Annotated in this window: 1 protein-coding gene; it reads right to left on the bottom strand. The window is 47.0% G+C overall.

Annotation, left to right across the window (positions count from 1 at the left end; translation table 11 throughout):
- Positions 1 to 174: 174 nt before the first annotated feature.
- Positions 175 to 1416 carry an IS110 family RNA-guided transposase gene (locus EWH91_RS14245; RefSeq protein WP_129930914.1) on the bottom strand — a complete coding sequence of 414 codons (1242 nt, stop codon included), beginning with the start codon at positions 1414 to 1416 and terminating at the stop codon, positions 175 to 177.
- Positions 1417 to 2038: the final 622 nt, after the last annotated feature.

Below are 2038 nucleotides of genomic sequence, written 5' to 3'. Positions count from 1 at the left end.
AGCCTAGTGGTAATATGTCAAGTCCCTAAAAACGAGAAATTGGAAATTTTTTAGGGCCTTTATCCAAAAGCACTTAAAAAAGCGTATATGAAACAAATCCCACGCCAAATAACAAATTTTACCAGTTAATTTAATGTGGGAAGCGGCTTGAAAGGGTGTGATAAAACGATCGATTCACGACCTCCTTTCGGGTGGTGTGTACAATTGGTTGGTGCTTAGTAGCGAATACACCAACCGTACCAATTTTCTTGCGGTTAAGACGAGTGCGCGTTTATGTTGATGCCGAGTAACTTCTTTGTATTTTTTCTGGTAAAAGGCCTGATATTCCGAGTCGTGCTTGCGAATCGAGTCTGCCGCCTGAATCAGATAATATCTGAGATACTTGTCTCCGGTCCTCATACGCTTCGTATCTTCCGACTCGTATTCTCCGGACTGATACTGGCTCCAGACGAGCCCGGCATATTTGGCCAGAGCATGATGACTGTTAAACCGCTTGACATCACCAATTTCAGCGATTAAACCGGCTGCGAACACATCGCCAATTCCTTTGATGGATGTGAGCACAAGCCTTTGTGAGATGCCCTGCATCAGGCGACTGATTTCTTTGTCCAGACGCTTGACCTGCATTTCAATGTGCCGGATCAGGCTCAGTGTGACGCTCATGGACAGGTTCACCGTATCTTTCATGGATTGATTTAACTGGTAGCTCGACCGAGCCAGCTTTTTCAGATATTTGGCGATCTCCTCCGGCTCGCTGAAATGATGGTTTCCTTTCTCCTGTAGAAAGTCGACCAGTGATTCGATGCTCATATCAGCAATCGTCTCCGGTTCCAATTCTTCAATGACGGCCAGACTGGCCGCACCGAAGGTGTTGGAGAATGGGTTATCCTGACGCAGCCCGCTGAATTTCAGAAACAGTTGATTCAGGAAAAAAGTCTTATTCCGGGCCAGATCTTTCATGAAATGAAACCTTGTCCGTGTCAGACGTTGCAGGGCCTCATAGTGTACGGCTTCTTGCATCGCTCTGGGCAGTCTGTCAAATCTCAAGTGGTCAGCGATGACCCAGGCGTCTATATGGTCGTTTTTAGGCAGAGTGTCATAGCCTTTTTTAAAACGAGCCACTTTTCTCGCATTCAAGACATAAACGCTCGTTTGATAGTCCGGCTCATATCCCTTGAGCTGTGCCTGTAGATAATGGGCAATGTGCCAGTTGTACTGATCGGTGGCTTCCATGCCGATCTGCAGTTTCGCTACATGTACTTTCTTTGCCCGTTTAAGCAGCCGCTGGATCAGGGTGTCGGCCCCTTCGCGGTTATTGGGTATGGAGAACTCATCCAGAGACTGGCCCTCCCCATTCATGAAATGGACATGATGGGTTTTCAAACTGACGTCTACACCCACAAGTATTTGTGACATACCGATCACCTCCAGTCCTGTGATAATCAAAAACGTTTCAGACCTGGGTGCCCATGGGAATCATCGATGGCTTCCTCGTCATCAGCACTCAGCGGAAAGAAGACCATCGTGGACGCTACTTCCTCTTCTTTCCGGCGGCGCAACTAGTGGTTAGCCCTTTGACAATGAACCACGGGTAGCAGGCTTTTTCAGCAGTGCCCGAAGGGCCTGCAAGGAGGGAAAGCTACCACCTGAAACGATTTTGTCGGTTCCATTGTCCCATGAACCTGTCTGAAACGCTATGAAAAATGACGGAGCTTTTAGTGGAGCCTCCTCCACTCCCCGCCATTGATCTATTCAGTTTTTTGGGGCATCTCAAATATACAGGAGAGCATTCTCTTCTGCGGATCAAAAGCTGATCATACCTGTTCAATTATTCTGTATGACTGGATAACTTAACTGTTCACTGTTTACCTTTGGCTTCCCCGTCAGGGGTAAATCAAGGGTAAAACAACATCTTAAATGGACAGGGAAGCCGAAAGGCTTTGAAACAAATCCTATAGGAATCCAGGAGTCATTCCAGGTATCCGGATCCAACTGGAAATTCTCTTGGATTGAGCTCTTACTACTAATATACGAGGAG

Source organism: Sporolactobacillus sp. THM19-2, assembly GCF_004153195.1.
Lineage (GTDB): Bacteria > Bacillota > Bacilli > Bacillales > Sporolactobacillaceae > Sporolactobacillus.
The sequence above is the reverse complement of the archived record's forward strand: the minus strand, read 5'-3'. Positions and strand labels throughout refer to the sequence as shown.